The organism is Bacillus cereus group sp. MG1 (genome assembly GCF_040460035.1).
Lineage (GTDB): Bacteria > Bacillota > Bacilli > Bacillales > Bacillaceae_G > Bacillus_A > Bacillus_A cereus.
This window is the reverse complement of sequence record NZ_JARVGY010000001.1, coordinates 710,184-733,708: the sequence shown is the minus strand read 5'-3', so window position 1 is coordinate 733,708 and position 23,525 is coordinate 710,184. Positions and strand designations below refer to the sequence as shown.

The following is a 23,525-nucleotide window of genomic DNA, read 5'->3' as shown; positions in this document are numbered from 1 at the left end:
CTTGAGCTGTCTAGTTTCGTTTATTTTTTATTTTCCCTGTATCAACAATTTCTACATCAGTTGAAATTGTTTGTAAATATTGAAGAGCTTTTTTCTTTTCTTCCTCATTTACAGGGGAAACTTGGTTGTTGCGAATGATATAAGGATTGAATGACATTTGGACATCCTTTCCTTTAAAAGTTAAAGTTAATACGCCAGTTTCGGCGCTTTTTCCATTCACATAACTTGGGAATAAAAAGTTACCTAATGAGTAAGCGATAGGAACTTTATTATAATACTCAAACCCTTGTAACCAATGTGGATGGCTTCCGACAATCGCGTTAGCTCCTGCTTCAACCATTTTAGGTACATATTGCTTTTGGTATTCTACCGGACGGTTTGATTTTTCAACGCCCCAATGCATATAGACGATTAAATAGTCTGCATCTTGTTTTTGTTCTTTAATTGTTTTTGTTACAAGATTTAAATCATAGCCATTCGCAACGCCAGGTTTATTCTCACCAGCTACCCAATTAGAATCAGGCATAAATCGAACGAAGGAAAGAAATTTAAACTTTTTCCCTTTTACGGTCATTTCTCGTGCTGTATATGTATCTTTCGCATTTTTTCCGGCTCCAATGTAAGGGAACTTTAATTTTTCTACGTGAGAAATCGTATCTAATAATCCATCTTGCCCATAATCAAGTGTGTGGTTATTCCCAATATTTACGATGTCATATCCAGTGTTTTTAATAGCTTGTAGTGTAGATGGATCACTTTTAATCCAAAAGAGTTGCCCAGGTGCTTTCTTTTCTTTCGTTGTAAATGCCGATTCTAAATTCACAAAAGAAATATCAGCTTTTTTTATTTCTTCTTTTACATGTTGGAATGGGTAATCAGCCCCATTCTTTTCGATTATAGGACGTAATTGCCAATCAAACATTGTATCACCAGAGAAGGTGAGTGTGATTTCTTGGTCTTCTATTTTCTTTTCGCTTTTTGAAGCGGTTTTACTAGATTTGTTTTGTAAATCGGGTTTGTCTTTTGCTTTTGAAATAAAAGAGTAATTGATTAATAAAACAATCGGTGTAATGAAAAAGGCTATTAACAAAAATCGTTTTAGTAAAGTTTTCATATATACCTTCCCTTTTAATATTATCCCGCAATTAAATTAACACTGAATCTATTAAAGGTAATTAAAGTTACAAAAAAACAGCGGGTTATGTAGTGGAAAACATTTGTTAATATTCTCAATATTAAGTTAACATATAGATAACCTGTAAATCAATGTATAAACCAAAATATAGAAATAAAGAATTCGAAGGGTGAAGAATGAGAAATGGTTATATTAGGAGCAGTTGTAAATGGAATTTGTATTATATTTGGTACTTTACTTGGTAAATTATTTAGTAGGATTCCAGAAAGTATGAAAGGGACGATAATGCACGCAATCGGTTTAGCGGTTACTGTGCTTGGGCTTCAAATGGCATTAAAAAGTGAAAACTTTCTTGTTGTCATACTGAGTTTAGTGATTGGTACGGTAATTGGAGAGTGGTTACAATTAGAAGAAAAGTTAAAAAATTTAGGGGATTGGCTAGAAAATAAAGTTGGATCGAAGGGGAAAGGAAGCATATCAGAAGGTTTTGTAACAGCTACTTTAATTTTTGCAATTGGTGCGATGGGGATACTTGGTGCACTTGACAGTGGGATTCGCGGAAATCATAATATTTTATTTACCAAGGCAATTATCGATGGATTTATTTCTATTATATTAACGACAACTCTAGGAATTGGCGTAGTATTTTCGGCGATTCCAGTTGTTTTATATGAAGGTGGTATTGCAGTTTTTGCAACACAAATTAATAGTTTTGTCCCGGAAGAATTAATGAACCAATTTATAGTGGAGATGACGGCTACGGGCGGCATTATGATATCTGCTATTGGATTGAACTTGCTTAGTATTATTAAAATCAAGGTGGCAAATTTACTTCCAGGTATATTGGTAGTAGGTGTAATTGTTTCAATTATTTATGGTTACGGTTTGTTAGTAAATTAGTAGAGGGTGGAAACACATATGGAGGAATTTCAATTTACAAAACGTGTGCATAAAATATTGGAGATTGCAGCAGAAGAGAGTGAGTATAACATAATTCAACCAGTCCATCTGTTCATAGGTATGTGTAAAGAAGGTACAGGAGTTTGCGCTGAGTTATTTATGTATTTGTTTCATAAAGTCGGTCCAGATTTTTTAGAAAAACTTTCGTTACGAAAACGATTCGATTTACATCATCAAGAGTATAAAAAAATAGGACAATATAAACTATCTTATAAGGCGATAGAAATTTTACAAATAGCGAAGAAACGTATGGAACGCTTTCAGCAAGTAGTAATCAATGAAGGACATGTTATGTATGCATTATTTCGTGTAGATACAGATATTGGTGAATTTATACATACACAAATGCAAAAAGATATATTACGTATTACAGCTGCACCGAGAGACTTAGCGGTTGATTTAAATAGTTTTAAATCTATTTATAATACATTATTTTGTCATGTAAGAAGAGCTAGTCCTTCTGATTTTGATAAGTTATCACGACTTGTGGCGGCTGAATTTGGTGAACGGTGGTTACAGTCGGTTGATTACGGATATCGGACATATAATGAAAAGTTACCTATCTATATTGCACAGCAGGAGGAAGTAATAGTTGGTTTCGCCTGTTACGATGTAGTGAGAGGAAAGAAAGGATTGTTTGGTCCAATGGGCATAGCGAAACAAAATCGTGTGAAAGGTGTAGGAAAAGAATTATTGTATCATTGTTTATATAATATGAAGCAAGATGGATATGAATATGCGATTATTGGACAAGCAGGTCCCATTGAGTTTTACGAGAGAAATTGTAATGCTCGTTTAATACCGATAGATAATAAGTAACCAACTTCATATAGAGGAGTTGGTTTTATTATGAAAATGATGTAGAGATGTAGTGGTTTTTACTAGAAAATAGCGGGTTTTGTAGTAAATCTTGCATAAAAAGCAAATTACTAAACTTTTTACAAGAAAGGGTGTAGAATGGGTATCTAAAGAAAGAAGGTGTGAAAATGGCCAGCTGGAAACGAAATTTAATGATTTGTTGGCTAGGTTGTTTTACCACTGCAGCCGGTATGAGTTTAGTAATTCCTTTCTTATCTTTTTATATTGAGGAATTAGGAGTAACTGGCACTTCAAGTATTGCACAGTGGTCGGGACTTGCATTTGGTGTAACATTTTTAATGGGTGCGATCGTATCGCCAATATGGGGAAAGCTTGGTGATATACATGGACGGAAACTGATGCTTATTCGTGCTAGCCTCGGTATGGCGATTATTATGACGCTTATGGGGTTTGTAACGGATGTATATCAATTAGTCGCACTAAGATTTTTAATGGGAGCAGTATCTGGTTTCCTTTCAACCGCAATGACATTTATTGCAGCAGAAACTCCGAAAGAACATTCAGGTTGGGCAATTTCTACAATTTCAACTGGTGGCGTGAGCGGTTCTTTACTTGGTCCATTACTTGGTGGATATTTGTCTGAGTTAATTGGAATGCGTCATGTCTTTCTTGTTACAGGAGCTTTTTTATTCCTTTCCTTTCTCATCGTTTTTTTCTTCTTGCATGAAGAAAATCACTCTGCTCAAGCAAAAAAAACACAGCCGAAAAAAGTATGGACGATGGTCCCAGCGAAGCATTTAATTATTAGTTTATTTGTAACAACATTTATTATTCAACTTGCTAATATGTCAGTTCAACCAATTGTTACATTGTACGTGAAAAATTTAGTAGGTCCTCATACTGCACATATTGAAACAATTGCGGGAGCAGTTATGTCAGCAACAGGATTAGCCGTTATTTTGGCAGCACCAAGACTAGGAAGATTATCAGATCATATCGGTCCTCAAAAAACGTTAGTTGTAGCGTTATTTGCTGCAGGAATTATTTTTATCCCGCAAGCATTTGTAACCTCAGCTTGGCACCTATTAATTCTTCGATTTTTATTAGGTATCGCACAAGCAGGATTATTACCTTCCGTACAAACTCTACTAAAACAACATACACCAACCCATGTTACGGGACGGATATTTGGATATAATCAATCATTTCAGTTTTTAGGAAATATGATTGGTCCAGTGCTCGGGGGGCAAATTGCAGCACATGCAGGCTTCCAATATGTTTTCCTCTCTACATCATCACTACTATTTATTGCGTGTATCTGGGTTTATTTTCATAATAAGAACGAAGAGGTATCAGAGAAACAACATTTGGAAGTTAGTTAACTTAGTGAATAAAAAAAGGGTGAAGCAATGATTGCTTCATCCTTTTCTTTAAAATTTAAGACATAGATAGCTTAATGTACCAAGCTCATAACTACGGTGAATGACTTCACCGCTATTTTCACCACTTCCCATAGCGATAAATAAAGGAACAAAATGTTCTGCTCTTGGTACTGCTAATTGTGCATGAGGAGCATTTTTCTCCCAATTAAACAATGCATCTTTATCGTTATGCTGCATATGTTTAATAATCCAATCATCAAATTCAATTGCCCATTTTTCAGGTGTAGTTTGATTCCATTTCAAAGCTCGTAAGTTATGGACGGTAACACCACTCCCGATTACTAAAATATCTTCTTGTCCGAGTCCTTTAAGTGCTTCTCCAATTTCAAATTGTTCTTTTGCAGAAAGGAATGGATTGACTGATATTTGCACGACAGGAATATTTGCTTCTGGATACATGCGGTGCAGGAGTGTCCATGAACCATGATCTAAACCTCTCGTCATATTATGATGGACTGAAATACCTTTGTTCTTAAATTTTGTTTCTAACATAGATGCAATGCTAGAAGAGCCTTTCGCACGATATTTGATTTCGTATAACTCAGGGGGAAAACCTCCAAAATCATAAATTGTTTCATACTCGTTATCTGATGAGGAAATCGTTAATACTTCACTTTCCCAGTGAGCAGTGAAAATGACAATTGCTTTCGGTTTATATGTTTCTCCAAGTGTTTTTAAAAATCGTGTATAGTCTGTATCTTGAATAGCGAGCATAGGCGAACCATGTGCTAAAAATAATGATGGCATCATAATAGTAGAAACCTCCTAAAAATTATATAGTTACTTTATGTAAGTAACTATATAATTTTATTTTCGATTCGTCAACATAATAGTTATTGAGCTAATTGGAAAAGGGAGTCATTTGTCATAATGAAGGCAATTGCATATAATACATAGTAAGAAAAATGAATCGATATTCATTTTTAAAGATACATAATAGAGTTGGGAGCTGACGAAATGAACGTACAGGAAAGTTTCGTTACGGCATTGGATGGATCAGAAATTTATTTACGCAAGTGGTTGCCAGAAGGTAAACCGAAAGGGATTATTCAAATTGCACATGGTATGACAGAACATGCAGGTGTTTATACAGACTTTATTGCTGCGTTATTAGAAGCAGGGTATGGTGTTTATGCACATGATCATAAAGGTCATGGGAAAACAGTGAAAAGAGAAGAAGATTATGGTCATTTTAAACCAAATGTAGGTTGGAATGAGGCTGTGTCTGATGTTATTTTTGTATCAGAAACGGTAAGAAAAGAGCAGACATGCCCGTTATTTTTACTTGGCCATAGTATGGGTTCTTTTTTATCAAGACGTGCTGTGCAACTTAGAGGCGAATTATATGATGGATTTCTGATTTCAGGAACAGGTGGAAATCCAGGGCTTTTAGGAGCTATTGGTCATAAAGTAGCAACAATCGAAATGAAATTGCGTGGTGCAAAAACGAAAAGTCCAATGCTAAACTTTTTATCTTTCGGAAACTTCAATTCGAACTTTAAGCCAAATCGTACAAAATTTGATTGGTTATCTTCAGATAATAATCAAGTTGATAAATATATTGCGGATCCGTTATGTGGTTTCATTTGTACGACGAGTTTTTACCGAGAATTATTTTCTGGTGTATTAGAAGTAAATAAACTAGAAGAATACAAGAAGACGCCAAAGAATCTTCCAATACATATATTTTCTGGTGATCGTGATCCTGTTGGCGATATGGGGAAAGGTGTAAAAGAAGTATATGAAAACTATAAAAAATGTGGTGTGAAAGACGTGACACTACGTTTATATGAAAATGGTAGACATGAAATGTTTCATGAAGTAAATAAGGATGAAGTATTTAAAGATTTAATTTCTTGGTTAGATGCGCATAATAAATGAGAAAGATAATCCCAAACTGTTTGTAGTTTGGGATTATTTATTTTACAGAAATACGGGCAATAAATTCTTAAATTCACTTTACTTAATAAAAAATAAATCTTATTCTATAGTCGTTAAAAAATAAAGAAATATTGTATGAGAGGAAACCTCACTTTTCTGAAGTGAGGCTTTTTGTAGTAACGAAGTAATAGTGAATAAAACTAATTTTAAAAATAATTTAAAATCAAACTTTTTATAAAGCAACAGATGCTCGTTCATAATAGTAGTATAATAGTGAATGAGGTGTTAATAGAATGGAAGATAGAACATTAGGTTTATTACTAGATGTTGTTGGTGAATTATTTTCAGATGAAATTTCAATTGCTGTTTCGAATACGAAAGAATATATTTACTATCGGCCAAGTAAACGAATTGATTTAAAGATTAGCGCTGGGGATTCTATAAAGGAAGGAACGATTGCTCATAAAGCGATGGTGATGAATCAAAAAACATCTGAGTTTATGAATCGGGATGTTTTTGGTATTCCTTATCATGGAATGGCTGTACCATTTTCAAACAATGGAAAGCTTGAAGGGTGCGTAACGGCAATTTATCCAGCTTTAACGGATGGAAAGTCAGTCGTTACTTTAAAAACAACAGATGGCTGGATTCCGGTTCCTTTTTCAAAGGTTATGTATTTAGAGGCTAAAGATAAAAAGACGTACGTGAATTCAGAAGAGTTATCAGGAACACATAAATACTCTCTGCAAGAATTCGAATACTTGCTTCCTAAAGATTCATTTATTAGATGTCACCGTTCATTTATTGTAAATGTTAATCATATTAAAGCGATTTATCCTGATACCCATTCTACTTTTGTACTTTCGATGGATAATGGTGAGAGAGTACCAGTTAGTCAATCATACGCTAGTTATTTCCGTAAGCTTCTAGGATTCTAAATTTTTCTGCTTTAGAACCTAAATTTGCTGTTCTGTCTGAATTTTCGGCATTGTATACTAAAATCCCTATTTTGATAGTGTAAATGTGTAAAATAATTATGAATATTCAATGAGAGAGGGATTACATATGGAGAATAATTTAGATAGAATCAGAGATCAACGTCTAAAAGATCGGGTAGTTACACCTGAAGAAGCAGCTTCCTGGATTCAAAGTGGAATGACTTTAGGCTTAAGTGGGTTTACACGTGCAGGTGATGTAAAAGCAGTCCCATTTGCGCTTGTAAACCGAGTTAAGAATGATGAATCTTTTAAAGTAAATGTTTATACTGGGGCTTCTTTAGGCTCGGATGTAGACAAATTATTTGCTGAGGCAGGAATTTTAGGGAAAAGATTACCTTTCCAAGCTGACGCGACGATGCGAAAAGGAATTAATAACGGAGACTTTTTATTTGTGGATCAACACTTATCTCATACAGCAGAGTTACTCCGCGCTGACGTTCTGGATATAGATTTCGCTATTTTGGAAGCGGTTGCGATTACAGAGGACGGAATGATTATTCCAACCACTTCAATTGGAAATTCCTTAGCGTTTTCCTTAAATGCTAAGTCTATTATTATTGAAATGAATATGGCTCAATCCACGCAATTAGAGGGACTACATGATCTATATGAACCAGGTAAACAAGGGGAGAGGCTTCCAATTCCGCTTGTGAAAACAGATGACCGAATTGGAACAATCGGTATTCCAATTGATCCTGAAAAAGTAAAGGGAATTGTGTTTACGAATCAATTGGATTCGCCATCGACAATTGTTCCTCCGGATGAAGAAACGGTCATTATGGCACAGCATTTAATAGAATTCCTTCGAGAAGAAGTTAAAATAGGGCGATTAACAAATCGTTTAGCGCCGTTACAATCAGGAATTGGTTCAGTTGCTAACGCAGTATTGCATGGAATGTTAGATTCAGAATTTGAAGATTTAGAAGTGTATTCTGAAGTTTTACAAGATGCAGTTTTTGATCTTATGGATGCTGGAAAAGTCAATTTTGCTTCTTGTTGTTCTATCACGCTTTCTGAAGAGAAAATGCAACAAGTATTTTCTAACTTTGAAAAATATCGTGACAAATTAATGATGCGTCCGCAAGAGATTTCCAATCATCCTGAAATCATTCGTCGCCTTGGATTAATCTCAATTAATACTGCATTAGAATTAGATATATACGGAAATGTTAACTCTACTCACGTTTTAGGTACAAAAATGATGAATGGAATTGGTGGGTCTGGTGATTTTGCAAGAAATGCACGCCTAGCTATCTTTGTTACTAAATCGATTGCGAAAGGTGGTAACATTTCAAGTATTGTTCCTTTCGTTTCTCATGTAGACCATACTGAACATGATGTAGATGTTATTGTTACTGAACAGGGGTATGCCGACTTAAGGGGACTTGCGCCAAGAGAAAGAGTGGAACTTATTATTGAGAATTGCGCACATCCAATGTATCGTGATCAACTACGTGCTTATTACGAAGAAGCAAAAACAAGAGGTGGACAAACTCCTCATATTTTAGAAAAAGCTTTTTCTTGGCATACGAATTATGCTAAAAATGGAACAATGGTTGAAGCGGTAGTAGAAACTGTATAGGTTTGTATCGTACGAAATAGTAAAACGAATGAGTGAGTTTGAAGATTAAATTTTAGAAAAAGAGAACACCAACTTTTAGGGATGGTGTTCTTTTTCTTTAAAAAAATTGTACTGGTTATAATAAAGATTTATAAAAATAACCTCTAATTTATGAAAAAAAGGTTTTTTGAAGTGCTTTCCGAATCAATTTAGTAGTTTACATATCGAAGGTGAGGAGAAAGAATCATGAAGATAAGAGAAGCGTTATTAAGTGAAGCAAATGAATTAAGTGAATTCGCACTACAATCAAAAGCAACGTGGGATTATAGTGAAGAATTCATACTTGCTTGTAAGGAAGATTTAACAATTACAGAAGAATACATAAAAAATAATTTTGTATATGTTTTAGAAAACGATAATGCGAAGATTGGTTTTTTCTCATTTTTACGTAATGATAAAGCTCTCGATTTCTTGTACATTCATCCTGATTACAAAGGAAAAGGTTACGGGAAAATACTTTGGGAGTACGTAATAGAAAAAGCCAATGAACTAGGATTAAAAAGTTTTACGATTGATAGTGATCCGAATGCAAAAGGATATTACTTGAAAATGGGGGCACAGTTAATAGGAGAGACACCATCAACTGTCTTTAAGGGTCGTGTACTGCCTCTTTTGAAATATGATGTGTAAAACTATTAATAGTAGGGGAAGATTAGAATGGATGATGTAAAGGAAAAAAGAATATATGAAGCACTAATAAAATCGTGGTCGATTGAAACGAGTTCAAAGTGGACAATTGAAAACCCAGCAAAGGGACAGTGTGGTGTAACGGCTCTAGTCGTTCAAGACATATATGGAGGAGAAATTAAAAAGACAAAAGTAAGAGAGGTATGGCACTTTTATAACTTTATAGATGGGCAGAGATTTGATTTTACAGAGACTCAATTCAATGGGAAATTGAATTATATGGATGTGGAATCAAATCGGAAAGAAGCATTTGCAGATACAAATGAAAAACAATATAGCATTTTGAAGGAAAAAGTAACGAAAGAATTCAAATTATCTTTTGACTCTTAATCTTTAATAAGTTACTATAATGGTGGTAACTTATTAAAGGGAACTTCATAGAGTTGAAAGGGGAAATACTTTTGAAAACAACTTATGTAAACGCTACAATTGTAACGATGAATGAACAAAACGAAGTGATAGAAAATGGATATATCATTGTAGAAAATGATCAAATTATAGATGTAAAGAGCGGAGAATTCGCTAATGATTTTGAAGTAGATGAAGTAATTGATATGAAAGGAAAGTGGGTTTTACCAGGGCTTGTAAATACACATACACACGTTGTAATGAGTCTCCTAAGAGGTATTGGCGATGATATGTTATTACAGCCGTGGCTTGAGACGAGAATTTGGCCACTGGAAAGTCAATTTACTCCCCAAATTGCGGTCGCTAGTACGGAATTAGGATTACTTGAGATGGTGAAAAGTGGTACAACATCATTCTCTGACATGTTTAATCCAATTGGAGTAGATCAAGACGCAATTATGGAAACGGTATCAAGGAGCGGGATGCGAGCTGCTGTTTCAAGGACTTTATTTAGCTTCGGAACGAAAGACGATGAAAAGAAAGCGATTGAAGAAGCTGAGAAATATGTGAAGCGTTACTATAACGAAAGTGGCATGTTAACTACGATGGTTGCACCACATAGTCCATATACATGTAGTACAGAATTGTTAGAAGAGTGCGCACGGATTGCAGTAGAGAATCAAACGATGGTTCATATCCATCTTTCTGAAACAGAGCGTGAAGTACGTGATATTGAAGCACAATATGGAAAACGTCCAGTAGAATATGCAGCGAGCTGCGGATTGTTTAAACGCCCAACAGTTATTGCACACGGTGTAGTATTAAATGAAGATGAGCGTGCATTTTTAGCAGAAAATGACGTTCGAGTAGCTCATAATCCGAATAGTAATTTAAAACTAGGTTCTGGTATAGCGAATGTAAAAGCGATGCTAGAAGCAGGAATAAAAGTAGGAATTGCAACAGATAGTGTTGCATCTAACAATAATTTAGATATGTTTGAAGAAATGCGCATAGCGACTTTACTACAAAAAGGTATTCACCAAGATGCAACAGCTTTACCAGTTGAAACAGCTCTTACACTTGCGACAAAAGGAGCTGCTGAAGTAATCGGGATGAAACAAACAGGATCACTTGAGATTGGAAAATGTGCTGATTTCATTACAATTGATCCGTCTAATAAGCCTCATTTACAACCAGCGGATGAAGTGTTATCACACCTTGTATATGCTGCTAGTGGAAAAGATATAAGCGATGTAATTATTAACGGAAAACATGTCGTTTGGAATGGCGAATGTAAAACGTTAGATGAAGAGCGTATTATATTTGAAGCAAGTCGTTATAAACGAGGTTTGCAAAGATAGATAATTATGTGGCAGTTGAAAAAGCTATCCTTTTAAAGGATAGCTTTTTTCTTGAACGAATAAATATTCAAAAGAATGTCGCATCTTTCTGTTAGTATTTCTGCTATAATATATTACGCTTTATAATATTTTATATTTAAGGAGAACAACTCATGAAGCGAAAAAAGAGCCATTTAATGGTAATGGCACTTGTTACATTTTTATTATTAACAGCTTGTAATAATAAAGCGAATAAAAGTGATACAGAGGTTAAAAAACAAGTGTTAAATGTAACAGTATCAGAAGAAATTCCTTCTCTGGACACTGCGAAAACAATGGATGGTACATCAGCCCACGTTATGCAGAATATATTTGAGGGGTTATATGTATTAAATGATCAAGATCAGTCTACTCCAGCCATAGCAAAATCGTTGCTCTTTTATGTGAAAAATGCGAAAGAGATCAATAAGGGAACAATGCCTCTTGATGCACTTGGGGTTAAAGCAATAAATAATTATACGTTAGAAGTTGAACTCGAACAGCCGGTTCCGTATTTTTTACAGTTGTTAGCACTACCTATATACTTACCACAGCATGAATCATTTTTGAAAGAACAAGGAAACAATTATGCATTGGAACCTAGTAATCTCATATATAACGGGCCATTTGTATTAGAAAAATGGAAGCATGAACAAGAGTTTCAATTAAAGAAGAATGCTACATATTGGGATCAAAAGAAAGTGAAATTAGACGAAATAAACTTTCATATCGTAAAGGATACAATGACAGCTGTAAATTTATATGAAGCCGGAGATTTGGATCGAGTACCTATTAATTCGCAAATTGTAGACAAGTATAGAGGGAATAAGGAATTACATATGTCGAGTGATCCTGGAATTGCCATGCTTCGTTTTAATGAAAAAAATACCGCGTTAGCAAATAAAAAGGTGCGTCAATCTATTTCATTAGCGTTAAATAAAGATGATTTTGTTGCTCACTTTATTAATAACGGAGCAAAACCTGCAAGCGGGCTTGTACCAGTTGGTCATGTAAATGAAGTGACCGGTAAAGATTTTAGAAAAGAAAACGGAGATCTTTCTTCATATGATTTGCAAAATGCGCAAAAGATTTGGAAAGAAGCGAAAAAAGAGCTTGAAGTAGAGCAAGTAAACCTCGAGTTTTTAACGTTTGAACAAGATAATGCAAAACGGATGGCAGAATATATAAAAGGTGATTTAGAAAAGAATTTGCAAGGAATCGCGATACAAATTAAACAACAGCCATTTAAGCAAAAATTACAGTTAGAACAAACAGGTGATTACGATATAACTATGGCAAATTGGGGACCTGACTATAAAGACCCAATTAGTTATTTAGAGTTATTTACGACAGGGAATCCGAATAATAAAATGAATTATTCTAATGTTCATTACGATGAATTAATAAAGAAAGCGAAAACGGATTTTGTACTAGATACGGAAAACCGATGGGAAGCGTTGCGAGAAGCCGAGCAGGTATTATTAGAAGATGCTGCGGTAGCGCCGCTTTATCATATTGGCTCAGCATATGTACAAAAGGATTATGTAAAAGGAATTGAAAAGCATCAATTTGGTGGTATTTATACTTATAAGAATGCTTATATTGCTAATGAATAAATACAAAAAACCTTACTTTTTAAAAGTAAGGTTTTTTACACATGAATTCTATTAAACCGATTTCAATAAAGCGTAAAAATTCGTATCATATGGGACATCATCTTGATACATATAATTTTTTAGAACGCCTTCTTTTTCAAAGCCTAATTTTAATAGTACTTGATTGGAAGCTTCATTTTCAAGAAATACAATTGCTCCAATCCGCTTTAAATGAATCGTATGGAAACCGTATGATATAATCTCAGAAACAGCTTCAGTCGCATATCCTTTTCCCCAGTGTTCAGGCAAAAAGGCATAACTTATATTGGCTCGTTTATGCTCAGAAGACCAATCGTGAAAACCAATGGTACCAATGAGTTCTTTCGTGTCTTTTAATTCGATTCCCCATTTTATACCGCTTCTTGCATTGTAACTCAACTTAAAATTATGAATGATTTGCTTCACTTGATCAATATCTTGTAACGGTTTTTGGCCATAATAGCGCAGTACATTAGTATTAGAAAAGCATTGTAGTATACGCGGTGCATCTTCTTTGGTAAGTTCTCTTAAAATGAGTCTTTCAGTTTTTAATAAAGGAAACATATTTTCGCTCCTTTTCACATGAAAATAGAATGTATTTGTTATTATATAATTTAATCTGAAAATAAAGATTATTCAAGGTGTAAGGAAGTTATTGGCTGGAAATAGATTATAAAATTTATTTTAAAAAGACTTTATAGGATTAATACAAATAATGAAAAAAGGGTATTCCAAATTAAAATTGGAATACCCTTTTTCATTATCCTACAAATGTTTGATACAGTAAGAAGATATTTAAAATGATAACGAGTGCTGCAATTATCCAAGCGATAAATGTTGTTATACGGTGGTTAACGAGTGCACCCATAATCTTTTTGTTACTTGTAAACATAATAAGTGGTACTAGCGCAAATGCAATACCGAATGATAAGACGACTTGGCTCATGACTAGAGCGTAAGTTGGATTTACACCTAAAGCGATAATAACTAATGGTGGAATCATTGTAATAAATCGGCGTAAGTATAACGGAATATGCATGCGAATGAAACCTTGCATAATAATATCACCCGACATTGTACCGACAGAAGAGCTAGATAGTCCTGCTGATAAAAGTCCAATCCCAAATAATGCAGCCGATACAGGACCTACTAAATTGGTAAATTGAGTGTAAGCAACATCTAAATCTTCAACGTGCAAGCCGTTTTTAAAGAATAGTGCAGCAGCAACAATTAACATACTTGCATTAATTGCTCCAGCAATAACCATTGCAATAATAATATCGATAAATTCGAAACGAAAAATCTTTTTCTTTTGTTCGTCAGTTGTTCCGACCACGCGGCGTTGTGTTAATGCAGAATGCAAGTATATTGCATGTGGCATAACTGTTGCACCTAAAATCCCTGCTGCAAGTAATATACTGTCTACACCTTGGAATTTTGGAATAAATAGTCCTGAAAGAAGGGGACTTAATTCTGGTTTTGCATAAAAAACTTGAATCCCAAAAGCAATTACTACAATGAAAATCATTCCTGTAATAATAGCTTCTAGTGGACGAAATCCTCTACGTTGAAACTCAAGAATAATAAATGATCCGGCTGCAGTAATTAAAGCGGCAGGTAGCATCGGGATTCCAAATAGTAAGTAAAGCCCCAAAGCAGCTCCAATAAATTCCGCTAAATCTGTAGCCATAATAACTAGTTCACCTTGTATCCATAAGCCGATAGACACAGGCTTTGGAAAGTTTTCACGAGCTATTTCGGGTAAATTGTTTCCTGTAGCAATTCCTAATTTAGCTGATAAAGTTTGGATTAATACAGCCATTAAGTTAGAAGCGAGTATAACCCATAATAGTAAATATCCATATTGTGAACCAGCTGCGATATTTGTAGCAAAGTTGCCAGGATCAATATAAGCAACGGACGCGATAAAAGCGGGTCCTAAAAATGGTAACAGTCTTTTCCAGCCTTTTGTTTCTCCACTTAAAGCTAAGTGAGCTGATTGTACAGTTGTACTTTCAGAAGGGAGATGTTCATCTTTTGTTATATCTTTATTCATAGTAGTTTTCCCCTTTAAAATGTTAACTTGATGAAATTATTGTATTTATTCTTACTCATTATTTCAATACATTTAAATATATTATATGGTAATTTCATTTGAACACGAAAGTTTCCTTAATGCAAATTATATGCCTTTATGCAATGGATGGTGTGATAACGTAAAATGAATTGGGAGTTTATGGTGTGATGACGTGGGGAAACATAGTGAATTAAAGGGCTGTTTTTGAAATTTATGTGAACATAAAGCTGATAATACAGCATATTAATTGATGGAATTGCATTTGTATGATATATAATATATTGGGATTACAACATAACCATAGTGTTTTGGTGTGTAATCTTGTTTTTTATTTTTGTTAACTGATAGAAAATAGTATAAAGAAAAGAAAATGGGATTCATTTTCTTATTATATATGTTTTGATATGAACGTTAACTTATACATGATTTAAAAAATTAGATAGGTGGTAGAAATACATTGGCAACTACAAAACCATACAGAGTATTACTATATTACATGTACACAACAATTGAAAACCCAGAAGAATTCGCGGCAGAGCATTTAGCATTTTGTAATTCACTTGAATTAAAAGGAAGAATTCTTGTAGCAAAAGAAGGTATTAACGGAACTTGTTCTGGAACTGTAGAGCAAACAGAGAAATACATGGAAGCAATGAACAATGATCCACGTTTTGACGGTATCGTATTTAAAATAGATGAAGCTGATGGTCATGCATTCAAGAAAATGCACGTGCGTCCTCGTCCAGAGTTAGTTACACTTCGTCTAGAAGATGACATTAACCCGCACGAAATAACTGGGAAGTATTTAGAGCCAAAAGATTTTTATGAAGCAATGAAACAAGAAGATACAGTTATCATTGATGCACGAAATGATTATGAATTTGATTTAGGTCACTTCAAAGGTGCGATTAAACCTGATATCGAATCCTTCCGTGAATTACCAGATTGGATTCGTGAAAACAAAGAAGTACTTGAAGGTAAAAAGATTTTAACTTATTGTACAGGCGGAATTCGTTGTGAGAAGTTTTCTGGTTGGTTAGTTCGTGAAGGCTATGAAGATGTAAGTCAGCTTCACGGCGGAATTGTAACGTACGGAAAAGACCCAGAAGTACAAGGTGAGCTTTGGGATGGACAATGTTACGTGTTCGATGAGCGTATCGCTGTACCAGTAAACCAAAAAGAACATGTTATCGTTGGTAAAGACCACTTTACAGGTGAACCTTGTGAGCGCTATGTAAACTGTTCAAATCCAGAATGTAATAAGAAAATTTTATGTTCTGAAGAAAACGAAGCGAAATATTTACGTGCATGTTCTAATGAATGTCGTGTAAGTCCACGTAACCGCTACGTAATACAACATGAATTAACGGAAGAGCAAGTAGCTGCTGCATTAGAGCAAATCGAAGCAGGGAAGTAAACTGAATTCTTATAGTAAAAGGGGTACTCCAAGTTTAATTTTGGAGCACCCTTTTTTTATTATACGGTTCTGTCATTTGTCGGTTTTTGTCGGTAAGTCGATATATTAAAAAAATCGCTGATATATTTTGAGTTGCGCTGATATATCTTAAAAATCGCTGATATATTTTGAGTTGCGCTGATATATCTTAAAAATCGCTGATATATTTCGAGTTGCGCCGATATAATCGGAAAATCGCTGATAAAGATTTCACTTACTGCAGCGCGCCAAGAATTTGAAAATAACCTTCTTTAATTTTTATCTTCTTTCTCTTTAACGGCAGAAAGTACAGTTTGTTTTACCCAAGCTTTTCTTCGTTTATGCTGTAAACCCCATTGGTATAAACTTTGAGCTCCTAAAATAAGTGAAATGACAATGCCGCTAATCGCAATTAATAGAGCGAAAAATTCAAGAGGTGACGATATTTTGTTTGAATCGGTGTTTCTTAAAAGGTCAATCATAGTAAACCCTAACATTTGGCCCACTACAGAGTAGAGCGTTAAAATTAATAATAAGAGGCTATCTTTTTTAGAGGCGACATTTTCTTGATATTTAAACAAACTATCAAGATTTTGTTTCGCGTTCGAGTATAGAACCTCAATATTAAAAAGTTTTCTTAAACGAAAGAAAATATCTTCACTTTGTGATTGGGATACTAATTCTAAAGAAAAATAATTAGCAGTGAACGAATTGATCGAATAAATTAATTTCTCTATTTCATTAGTATCTTGTTCAATGTTTAGCTCAGCATAGGCGTTTGCCATTTTTAATAAAACAATTTTATGGAATAGGTTTAATAATAAAGCGTAATAAAATTCTCCGTACATTTGACTAGCAAGTTTAGCGATTTCGCGTTCTCCTTCATTTGTTACACATGTAAAAATATGTTCTTCCATTATGAAATAACGATTTGGAGCCCATCTCTGGTAAGCGTGTTTTTTTAAATAGTCATGAATGTAAGGAAGGTTATTTGCACTCACATATGGCTTACCATCACTTGTTAATCCGGAAAGACTAGAAGTACGATAAACATCCACTTCATTAAGTTCCATACCTTCTTTTAGTGACAATAAAGTTTGGACGTACATTCTTTGGTCTTCGAAGAAAGGGAAGGTTTGAAAGTATGAACTTCTTAATCTCTTCTTTTCAAAGAAATCAGTTACGCCATGAAATAAATAACCAAAAATGAATTTTTCAACTTGGGAATACTTTTTTCCGTTACATCCAATACAAATAGTCTCATTTGTATCATTTTTAGTTTCAAGTACACGGAAGCGAGCAGCGAATTCGATTGCTTCAGATAAAGTCATGCTTGGAGCAGTGTTTACTTCTGTTCGAATTGTTAAGAAGCCAAGTTCATAAGGACAAAGTGTTACATCAATAGAGTGTATCTTGAATGGGATTGAAATAAGGTTTGTTGTTAAATGTCCAGTTAAGTTAAGGTCCTTTGAATAACGTTGCAAGCCCTTTTGATGCTCTGAGTGAGGAAAGAGAATTTTATTTGTAAATGAAAGATAGTATGCTTCCATATTTTGATGTGAAACTTTAAACTCCCCATAATATGTATTTTCATCATAGAGATGATCGAGCCGAAAAGGACGGAAATCGTTTTTTTGTAAGAAAGGGAACATATTTTGTTCATATCCAGCTTTAAACGAAAACGGGAATATAAATTGAAATATAGCTGTTGCTACATCTTTTTCCTCAATTGCTTGTATTGCCTCCATCTACATTGTTTCCTTTCCATATATGCTATAGAAACAACATGCCCAAATTTATTTGAAAATAACCACTGTTTTATACTCGATTGAGAGTGAAAATTCAGCTTATTTAGCAGAGGACATGTATAATGTTATGTATACTAAAAGTTATAAAATTGTATTTTGAAAAGGGGGATGCTGTATGCGGATTTTAGTATTAGGCGCTGGTGGAGTCGGAGGATTTTTTGGTGGCAGATTAGTCGAAAAGGGAGAAGATGTTACATTTCTTGTTCGTAGTAAACGGAAAAAACAATTAGAGGAAAGAGGACTTGTAATCCGAAGTGTTAACGGGGATTTCTCTTTCCAACCGAATTTAATAACGAAAGAAGAGAGAACTTCTCCATTTGATGTCATTTTATTTTCAACAAAAGCGTATCACTTAAACGAGGCAATTCAAGATTTGAAGCCGTTTGTTGGCGAAAATACTGTAATCATTCCATTGTTAAATGGTATCGCTCATTTATCGCTATTACAAAAAGAATTCGGCGAAGAAAAAGTACTTGGCGGTTTATGCTTTATCGAGACGACGTTAAACGATCAAGGAGAAATTGTACAAACTAGCGCTGCCAACAGACTTGTGTTTGGAGAAATTAAGTCTCAAAATTCAGAGAGAGTAAAGCATATTTCTAAAGCATTTGCAGGTACGAAATCTAGTTTTGTTTTAAGTGAAAATATTACGCAAGATATGTGGTATAAATATTTATTTATTACTGTAATGTCCGGTGTGACAACGTTAATGCGTGCACCAATTGGACCAATTCGTGAAAGTGAAGGCGGCCGTGATTTTATCCGTAATGTATTTGAGGAATCTGTACAAATTATGAAAGTATTAGGAGCTCCAATAAAGGTTAATATTGCCCAGGAACATATGAAAACAATTGATAAAATTTCGTATGATATGAAGTCATCGATGCAACGTGATATGGAGAAGGGTTCGTTTATTGAAGGGAAGCACTTGCAAGGATATTTACTGGATGTAGCAGAGCAATTTTCTATAGCGGCACCATTATTAGGCACTATATATCAAAATTTAAAGGTGTATGAAGAGATGACCTTTAACAGATCTGTAATAGAATTAGATGTATGAAAAAATAAAAAAGATAGCAATATATAAGTGTATTGCTATCTTTTTTATTTTTTTGTATGACAAATTATTTATTTCTTTTCGTTCTATCTGTCAAATTTATTTCCTGTTCACGTTTACCATATAACTGATTAATTTCATTTGCTACTGCATCTAAATATGAATCGGAAAAAATAGGCTTCTTTTCTTTAGACATAGGGGTCTCCTTTGCGGATTTTTTAGTATTCATTATGTATATTTCTCAGTGGATTATGCACAATCATTTTAATTTTTTTCTTATTAAAAATTTTTGTTTACTTTTTGAAAATAAAGGAGTATTATAATCCACAGTTTCAATTTTCTAAATCGCTGAAACCGCATGGTACGGGGGACCCGTTTTTACGGATTAGTACATAATCCGATGGGGTGAATCCTTAAAAAAGGTAGGGCTACTCATAGGCCCGAATCCGACAGCTAACCTCGTAAGCGTTATATTGAGAAGGAAGGTGGAGCTTGTGCGACAAAAAAAATAATGTCTACAAGTCTATTTCGCTATGGCTTGTAGACATTTTTTGTTTTCTGAGTAAATAGTTTACTGGCTGCAACAAGCAGAAAAGTTCGTACAAAATTATTGGAGAGTGGACAGCATTGGTTTCATCTATTAAAAGATTTTTAATTGGAAGACCGTTAAAATCAACGGAGCTTGGAGAACAAAAGCTTAATAAAACGAAAGCTTTAGCTATTTTATCTTCTGACGCATTGTCATCAGTTGCTTACGGTCCAGAGCAAATTTTAATTGCTTTAGCAGGTGTTGGAGCGATCGCTTATTGGTATTCCATTCCGATCGCTGTTGGGGTATTAGTATTATTGACAGCCCTTATTTTATCTTATCGTCAAATTATTTTTGCTTATCCGCATGGCGGGGGAGCGTATGTTGTATCAAAAGAAAATTTAGGGATGAATCCAGGCTTAATTGCTGGAGGATCTTTATTAGTTGACTATATTTTAACTGTTGCGGTAAGTGTGTCTGCTGGTACAGATGCAATTACGTCTGCGTTTCCTAGCTTACATGCACACAACGTAATTATTGCGGTTATATTTGTTATATTAATTACGATATTAAATTTAAGGGGAGTAACGGAATCAGCTTCCGTTTTAGCATATCCTGTTTATTTATTCGTTTTAGCACTATTTATATTAATTGGTGTGGGCATATATAATATTTTAACTGGTCATGTTTCACCCACTTTACATGCGCCAATTGGTACACCAGTTGCAGGGATTAGTTTATTTTTATTACTAAGAGCATTTGCATCAGGTAGTTCTGCTTTAACAGGTGTTGAAGCAATTTCAAATGCAATTCCGAACTTTAAAGATCCTGCGCCAAACAATGCTGCAAAAACATTGCTTGCAATGGGTGCATTACTTGCTGTGTTATTTTCAGGAATTGTATTTTTAGCTTATTATTACGGAGTGACTCCGAGTAAAGAAGTAACAGTTGTTTCTCAAATTGCTGAACAAACATTTGGACGTAATTTCATGTACTATTTCATACAAGGTACAACAGCTTTAATATTAATTCTTGCTGCTAATACAGGTTATTCTGCATTTCCTTTATTAGCGGTTAACCTTGCAAAAGATAAATTCATACCGAGAATGTTTACGATTAGAGGAGACCGCCTAGGTTACTCAAACGGTATTATTATACTTGGAGTTGCTTCGATTATTTTAATTGTAGCTTTCCAAGGGCAAACAGAACATTTAATTCCACTATATGCAGTAGGTGTATTTATTCCATTTACACTTTCTCAAACAGGGATGGTATTAAAATGGCTTCGCGAAAAGCCTGAAGGATGGGCTTTAAGATTAACGGTTAATTTAATTGGTGCAGTTATTAGTTTTATCGTAATGAGCATGTTCTTTTTAACTAAATTTGCACAAGTTTGGTCGATTCTTATTTTCTTACCAGTTATTATCTTCTTATTCCATCGAATTAAGAAGCATTATGATGCAGTGGGTGATCAATTAAGTTTAAAAACTTGCGAGCCTCTTATTCCAATTGAGGGGAATGTAATTGTCGTTCCTGTAGCAGGTATGACGCATGTAGTAGAAAATTCATTGAACTATGCGAAATCGCTTTCGGCAGATCAAGTTATCGCAGTATATGTTGCTTTTGACAGAGAAGAGGAAAAGAAATTTGAGGAGAAATGGAAGAAGTGGCAACCTGAAGTAAGGCTTGTTACATTACATTCTCATTATAGAAGTATTATTCAGCCGCTAACGAAGTTTATCGATACAGTGCAATATAAGGCAAGTGAATCGAATTACCGTGTTACGGTCGTTATACCACAGTTCATTCCGAAAAAAGGTTGGCATAACATTCTTCATAATCAATCCAGTTTACTTATACGTGCGTATTTACTTTATAAAAGAAATGTTGTTATTACGACAGTTCCATATCATTTGAAAAAATAAGAAAATTTTTTAAGGATAGCTTCGCGAAAATGAAGCTATCCTTTTTGTGTATATGCTATGCATAATTGCATATGGGGTTAAAAATTATACTAATATAACTTCATTGGTTATTTGAAAGTAGTGTTTTCTGTTGTGATATGTAGATATTTCAATCGATAAAGTGAATCGGATTATATTTTGAAATAAGGACATGAAAGCTTGAAAATAAAGGGAATGAAAATACTTCTTTACGATATATAAACAGCTGTGTTTAAATGACCTTACAGTACAAAACTTATATGAAAACAAAATGAAATTTCATATTTACGTATGTTGTTTAGTTTAAAATGAATAATATTTTTATGTAATATATTCACTGTGTGAATGTGGGAATTTCGATGAAATAGAAAATTTATACAATATTATTCATACTAAACACATATGAAAAATAATGAAATGTTTTGTGACGATAAGTAAGTACTGTAGCAATACGAGAGAGGTGGTTCATACATAGATCACGTTGAGAACGTTCTCTATTTTAACCATCTCAAATTATGGGCAAGAAAATAGAATAATAAAATGCGATAGTAATAGTTGCTAATACATAGGAGGAGTTAAAGTGAAAAAGACTTTAATTACAGGGTTATTGGTTACAGCGGTATCTACGAGTTGCTTCATTCCTGTAAGCGCTTACGCTAAGGAGGGGCAAACGGAAGTGAAAACAGTATATGCGCAAAATGTAATTGCTCCAAATACATTATCCAATTCAATTAGAATGTTAGGATCACAATCACCGCTTATTCAAGCATACGGATTAATTATTTTGCAACAGCCAGACATTAAGGTAAATGCGATGAGTAGCTTAACGAATCATCAAAAGTTTGCAAAGGCGAATGTACGAGAGTGGATTGATGAATATAATCCGAAGCTAATTGACTTAAATCAAGAGATGATGAGATACAGCACTAGATTCAATAGTTATTATAGTAAGCTCTATGAACTAGCAGGAAATGTAAATGAAGATCAGCAAGCAAAAACAGATTTTATGAGTGCATATGGAAAATTACAATTGCAAGTACAGAGCATCCAAGAGAGTATGGAGCAAGATTTATTAGAGTTAAATCGATTTAAAACAGTATTAGACAAAGATAGTAACAACTTATCAATTAAAGCCGATGAAGCAATAAAAACACTGCAAGGATCAAGTGGAGATATTGTGAAATTAAGAGAAGATATTAAAAGAATTCAAGGGGAAATTCAAGCTGAACTAACTACTATTTTGAATAGACCTCAAGAAATAATTAAAGGTTCTATTAATATCGGTAAACAAGTATTTACAATCACAAATCAAACTGCACAAACGAAAACAATCGATTTTGTTTCTATCGGTACTTTAAGTAATGAAATTGTAAATGCTGCAGATAGTCAAACGAGAGAAGCAGCTTTTCGCATTCAGCAAAAGCAAAAAGAGTTATTGCCACTTATTCAAAAGTTATCACAAACTGAAGCAGAGGCGACTCAAATTACATTCGTTGAAGATCAAGTAAATAGCTTTACAGAATTAATTGATCGTCAAATTACAACTTTAGAAACGTTATTAACGGATTGGAAAGTTTTAAATAATAATATGATTCAAATTCAAACAAATGTTGAAGAAGGCACGTATACAGACAGTAGTTTACTTCAAAAACATTTTAATCAAATTAAAAAAGTAAGTGATGAAATGAATAAGCAAACAAATCAATTTGAAGATTACGTTACAAACGTTGAAGTACATTAAATAGAAAAATAATTAGCGATATAGGGAGAGA

At 34.1% G+C, this 23,525-nt stretch carries 20 protein-coding genes and 1 riboswitch; of the genes, 14 read left to right on the top strand and 6 right to left on the bottom strand.

Annotated elements, in window-relative coordinates; translation table 11 throughout:
* Nucleotides 1-10: 10 nt before the first annotated feature.
* Nucleotides 11-1,114: a CapA family protein gene (locus QCI79_RS03555; RefSeq protein ID WP_021728694.1), complete on the bottom strand. Its 1,104-nt coding sequence runs from the start codon at nt 1,112-1,114 to the stop codon at nt 11-13.
* A 204-nt stretch (nt 1,115-1,318) separates the two neighbouring features.
* On the opposite strand from QCI79_RS03555, the gene QCI79_RS03550 reads away from it, so the two are divergent.
* From QCI79_RS03550 to QCI79_RS03540, 3 genes are all read left to right on the top strand, one after another.
* A complete protein-coding gene (locus QCI79_RS03550) occupies nt 1,319-2,035 on the top strand; it encodes a DUF554 domain-containing protein (protein ID WP_000236039.1) in 717 nt (238 codons plus the stop codon).
* An 18-nt stretch (nt 2,036-2,053) separates the two neighbouring features.
* Nucleotides 2,054-2,914, top strand: coding sequence for a GNAT family N-acetyltransferase (locus QCI79_RS03545; RefSeq protein WP_021728695.1), 861 nt, complete (start codon nt 2,054-2,056; stop codon nt 2,912-2,914).
* Between the two features lie 167 nt (nt 2,915-3,081).
* Complete coding sequence (locus tag QCI79_RS03540; protein ID WP_000179299.1) at nt 3,082-4,296, top strand: multidrug efflux MFS transporter; 1,215 nt, start codon at nt 3,082-3,084, stop codon at nt 4,294-4,296.
* Nucleotides 4,297-4,344: 48 nt separating this feature from the next.
* Here the strand turns inward: QCI79_RS03540 and QCI79_RS03535 are convergent, their stop codons facing one another.
* Nucleotides 4,345-5,106 carry a DODA-type extradiol aromatic ring-opening family dioxygenase gene (locus tag QCI79_RS03535; protein WP_000982910.1) on the bottom strand — a complete coding sequence of 254 codons (762 nt, stop codon included), beginning with the start codon at nt 5,104-5,106 and terminating at the stop codon, nt 4,345-4,347.
* 207 nt (nt 5,107-5,313) lie between these two features.
* On the opposite strand from QCI79_RS03535, the gene QCI79_RS03530 reads away from it, so the two are divergent.
* From QCI79_RS03530 to QCI79_RS03500, 7 genes are all read left to right on the top strand, one after another.
* On the top strand, nt 5,314-6,237 hold the full coding sequence (locus QCI79_RS03530) for an alpha/beta hydrolase (RefSeq protein ID WP_001102598.1): 924 nt from the start codon (nt 5,314-5,316) through the stop codon (nt 6,235-6,237).
* Nucleotides 6,238-6,530: 293 nt separating this feature from the next.
* The gene (locus tag QCI79_RS03525) at nt 6,531-7,175 is read left to right on the top strand and encodes a LytTR family DNA-binding domain-containing protein (protein ID WP_000390208.1); all 645 of its coding nucleotides are present in this window, start codon (nt 6,531-6,533) and stop codon (nt 7,173-7,175) included.
* Nucleotides 7,176-7,302: 127 nt separating this feature from the next.
* The gene (locus QCI79_RS03520) at nt 7,303-8,817 is read left to right on the top strand and encodes a succinyl-CoA:acetate CoA-transferase ScpC (RefSeq protein WP_000429822.1); all 1,515 of its coding nucleotides are present in this window, start codon (nt 7,303-7,305) and stop codon (nt 8,815-8,817) included.
* A 225-nt stretch (nt 8,818-9,042) separates the two neighbouring features.
* Nucleotides 9,043-9,486 (top strand): GNAT family N-acetyltransferase, encoded by a 444-nt coding sequence (locus QCI79_RS03515; protein WP_000701894.1) that lies wholly within the window; start codon nt 9,043-9,045, stop codon nt 9,484-9,486.
* A gap of 27 nt (nt 9,487-9,513) precedes the next feature.
* Nucleotides 9,514-9,873, top strand: coding sequence for a YunG family protein (locus QCI79_RS03510; protein ID WP_000342912.1), 360 nt, complete (start codon nt 9,514-9,516; stop codon nt 9,871-9,873).
* 53 nt (nt 9,874-9,926) lie between these two features.
* Nucleotides 9,927-11,252 (top strand): bifunctional S-methyl-5'-thioadenosine deaminase/S-adenosylhomocysteine deaminase, encoded by a 1,326-nt coding sequence (locus tag QCI79_RS03505; protein WP_002100905.1) that lies wholly within the window; start codon nt 9,927-9,929, stop codon nt 11,250-11,252.
* Nucleotides 11,253-11,404: 152 nt separating this feature from the next.
* On the top strand, nt 11,405-12,886 hold the full coding sequence (locus tag QCI79_RS03500) for a peptide ABC transporter substrate-binding protein (RefSeq protein WP_021728696.1): 1,482 nt from the start codon (nt 11,405-11,407) through the stop codon (nt 12,884-12,886).
* Between the two features lie 51 nt (nt 12,887-12,937).
* On the opposite strand, the gene QCI79_RS03495 is transcribed toward QCI79_RS03500, so the two are convergent.
* Both QCI79_RS03495 and QCI79_RS03490 read right to left on the bottom strand, forming a co-directional pair.
* A complete protein-coding gene (locus tag QCI79_RS03495; protein ID WP_000484229.1) occupies nt 12,938-13,468 on the bottom strand; it encodes a GNAT family N-acetyltransferase in 531 nt (176 codons plus the stop codon).
* A gap of 196 nt (nt 13,469-13,664) precedes the next feature.
* Nucleotides 13,665-14,960 (bottom strand): Nramp family divalent metal transporter, encoded by a 1,296-nt coding sequence (locus QCI79_RS03490; RefSeq protein WP_001030677.1) that lies wholly within the window; start codon nt 14,958-14,960, stop codon nt 13,665-13,667.
* A gap of 478 nt (nt 14,961-15,438) precedes the next feature.
* Here QCI79_RS03490 and trhO point away from each other — a divergent pair, with 478 nt between their 5' ends.
* Nucleotides 15,439-16,398, top strand: a complete 960-nt coding sequence (trhO, locus tag QCI79_RS03485; protein ID WP_000246218.1) for an oxygen-dependent tRNA uridine(34) hydroxylase TrhO — start codon at nt 15,439-15,441, stop codon at nt 16,396-16,398.
* Between the two features lie 290 nt (nt 16,399-16,688).
* Here the strand turns inward: trhO and QCI79_RS03480 are convergent, their stop codons facing one another.
* Nucleotides 16,689-18,164: a hypothetical protein gene (locus QCI79_RS03480; protein WP_000387424.1), complete on the bottom strand. Its 1,476-nt coding sequence runs from the start codon at nt 18,162-18,164 to the stop codon at nt 16,689-16,691.
* Nucleotides 18,165-18,339: 175 nt separating this feature from the next.
* Here QCI79_RS03480 and panE point away from each other — a divergent pair, with 175 nt between their 5' ends.
* On the top strand, nt 18,340-19,284 hold the full coding sequence (panE, locus tag QCI79_RS03475; protein ID WP_021728697.1) for a 2-dehydropantoate 2-reductase: 945 nt from the start codon (nt 18,340-18,342) through the stop codon (nt 19,282-19,284).
* 64 nt (nt 19,285-19,348) lie between these two features.
* On the opposite strand, the gene QCI79_RS03470 is transcribed toward panE, so the two are convergent.
* The gene (locus QCI79_RS03470) at nt 19,349-19,477 is read right to left on the bottom strand and encodes a hypothetical protein (protein ID WP_000031873.1); all 129 of its coding nucleotides are present in this window, start codon (nt 19,475-19,477) and stop codon (nt 19,349-19,351) included.
* Nucleotides 19,478-19,617: 140 nt separating this feature from the next.
* A riboswitch (cyclic di-AMP (ydaO/yuaA leader) is annotated at nt 19,618-19,764 on the top strand.
* A gap of 144 nt (nt 19,765-19,908) precedes the next feature.
* Between QCI79_RS03470 and QCI79_RS03465 the strand changes: the two genes are divergently transcribed.
* Nucleotides 19,909-21,735: an APC family permease gene (locus QCI79_RS03465; RefSeq protein WP_000254887.1), complete on the top strand. Its 1,827-nt coding sequence runs from the start codon at nt 19,909-19,911 to the stop codon at nt 21,733-21,735.
* A gap of 598 nt (nt 21,736-22,333) precedes the next feature.
* Nucleotides 22,334-23,494 (top strand): non-hemolytic enterotoxin NHE subunit A, encoded by a 1,161-nt coding sequence (gene nheA / locus QCI79_RS03460; RefSeq protein WP_000751832.1) that lies wholly within the window; start codon nt 22,334-22,336, stop codon nt 23,492-23,494.
* Nucleotides 23,495-23,525: the final 31 nt, after the last annotated feature.

Excerpts from the sequence above, each read along its gene's own strand:
- QCI79_RS03555 (WP_021728694.1), bottom strand. The coding sequence starts at position 1,114 with ATGAAAACTTTACTAAAACGATTTTTGTTAATAGCCTTTTTCATTACA.
- QCI79_RS03550 (WP_000236039.1), top strand. The coding sequence starts at position 1,319 with ATGGTTATATTAGGAGCAGTTGTAAATGGAATTTGTATTATATTTGGT.
- QCI79_RS03545 (WP_021728695.1), top strand. The coding sequence starts at position 2,054 with ATGGAGGAATTTCAATTTACAAAACGTGTGCATAAAATATTGGAGATT.
- QCI79_RS03540 (WP_000179299.1), top strand. The coding sequence starts at position 3,082 with ATGGCCAGCTGGAAACGAAATTTAATGATTTGTTGGCTAGGTTGTTTT.
- QCI79_RS03535 (WP_000982910.1), bottom strand. The coding sequence starts at position 5,106 with ATGATGCCATCATTATTTTTAGCACATGGTTCGCCTATGCTCGCTATT.
- QCI79_RS03530 (WP_001102598.1), top strand. The coding sequence starts at position 5,314 with ATGAACGTACAGGAAAGTTTCGTTACGGCATTGGATGGATCAGAAATT.
- QCI79_RS03525 (WP_000390208.1), top strand. The coding sequence starts at position 6,531 with ATGGAAGATAGAACATTAGGTTTATTACTAGATGTTGTTGGTGAATTA.
- QCI79_RS03520 (WP_000429822.1), top strand. The coding sequence starts at position 7,303 with ATGGAGAATAATTTAGATAGAATCAGAGATCAACGTCTAAAAGATCGG.
- QCI79_RS03515 (WP_000701894.1), top strand. The coding sequence starts at position 9,043 with ATGAAGATAAGAGAAGCGTTATTAAGTGAAGCAAATGAATTAAGTGAA.
- QCI79_RS03510 (WP_000342912.1), top strand. The coding sequence starts at position 9,514 with ATGGATGATGTAAAGGAAAAAAGAATATATGAAGCACTAATAAAATCG.
- QCI79_RS03500 (WP_021728696.1), top strand. The coding sequence starts at position 11,405 with ATGAAGCGAAAAAAGAGCCATTTAATGGTAATGGCACTTGTTACATTT.
- QCI79_RS03495 (WP_000484229.1), bottom strand. The coding sequence starts at position 13,468 with ATGTTTCCTTTATTAAAAACTGAAAGACTCATTTTAAGAGAACTTACC.
- QCI79_RS03490 (WP_001030677.1), bottom strand. The coding sequence starts at position 14,960 with ATGAATAAAGATATAACAAAAGATGAACATCTCCCTTCTGAAAGTACA.
- QCI79_RS03480 (WP_000387424.1), bottom strand. The coding sequence starts at position 18,164 with ATGGAGGCAATACAAGCAATTGAGGAAAAAGATGTAGCAACAGCTATA.
- panE (WP_021728697.1), top strand. The coding sequence starts at position 18,340 with ATGCGGATTTTAGTATTAGGCGCTGGTGGAGTCGGAGGATTTTTTGGT.
- QCI79_RS03470 (WP_000031873.1), bottom strand. The coding sequence starts at position 19,477 with ATGTCTAAAGAAAAGAAGCCTATTTTTTCCGATTCATATTTAGATGCA.